The 810-nt window shown below is 63.5% G+C and carries 2 protein-coding genes; one reads left to right on the forward strand and one right to left on the reverse strand.

Annotated elements, in window-relative coordinates; all coding sequences use genetic code 11:
* A partial coding sequence (locus EN893_RS36135) for an aldehyde dehydrogenase family protein (protein WP_128362274.1) occupies positions 1 to 409 on the reverse strand: 409 nt, incomplete at its 3' end.
* A gap of 155 nt (positions 410 to 564) precedes the next feature.
* Between EN893_RS36135 and EN893_RS36140 the strand changes: the two genes are divergently transcribed.
* A partial coding sequence (locus tag EN893_RS36140) for an SDR family NAD(P)-dependent oxidoreductase (protein WP_128362275.1) occupies positions 565 to 810 on the forward strand: 246 nt, incomplete at its 3' end.

An 810-nucleotide genomic window follows, 5' to 3' on the forward strand; every position in this document is an offset into this window, starting at 1 on the left:
AGGCGCAGATCGACAGATGCAGGCCGCCCGCCACCGGCTTGGCATAGCGGCGGATGTTGTCATCCGAAGGATACGGCACATTGGCCAGGGTTTCCGGTGCGATGTCGGCAAGCAATTGTCCGACCAGCGCCAGGCGAGGCGTCTCGTCGGCCTGCCATAGCGGCCGGCCGATCTGCCAGGCCACCATCTCGGCCAGCGGCGTTGCCCGCGCCTTCATCTCCTCACCAAAGCGCAGCAGGATCGCCAGTCTGTCGGCCAGCGGCGTCCGCCGCCAGGACGGCAGGGCGGCACGCGCGCGGGTGAGCGCTGCCTCGATGGTGGAACCGTCGGCATAAGAGCGCGTCGTATAGGTCGAGCCGTCGACGGGAGAAATCACGGAAAAGGTCCGCGCGCCGGAATGCAGGTTCATGCTGTTGAAATCCATCCGAGCTGAGAGGTCATTTGGGGTACGATATCGCTATTTTCCATTTTGGCAAATTTTTTCTAATACCGCTTGATGGAATTTTGGTCCGCCCCTATTGTCCCTTCGATCTGCATTTTGGCAGGAACAGACGAGGGGTTCAGATGATCGCTTACGATTTCACCGGCAGGCATGCGGTCGTGGCCGGCGCAGGCGGCGGCATGGGCGAGGCGATCACGCTGGCGCTGCTCGATGCCGGTGCCTCTGTCACTGCCATCGACGTCAAGCAGCGTCCTGCGTCCCTCGCCGCCTATGACGACAGGCTCGCCTTCGCGCAGGGCGATCTCACCGACGCCGCCTTTGTCGAACAGACGATCGGCACGGCGGGCCGCGAGCGCGGTGGCATCGAC

Source organism: Mesorhizobium sp. M7A.F.Ca.CA.004.04.2.1 (assembly GCF_004022825.1).
Taxonomy (GTDB): domain Bacteria; phylum Pseudomonadota; class Alphaproteobacteria; order Rhizobiales; family Rhizobiaceae; genus Mesorhizobium.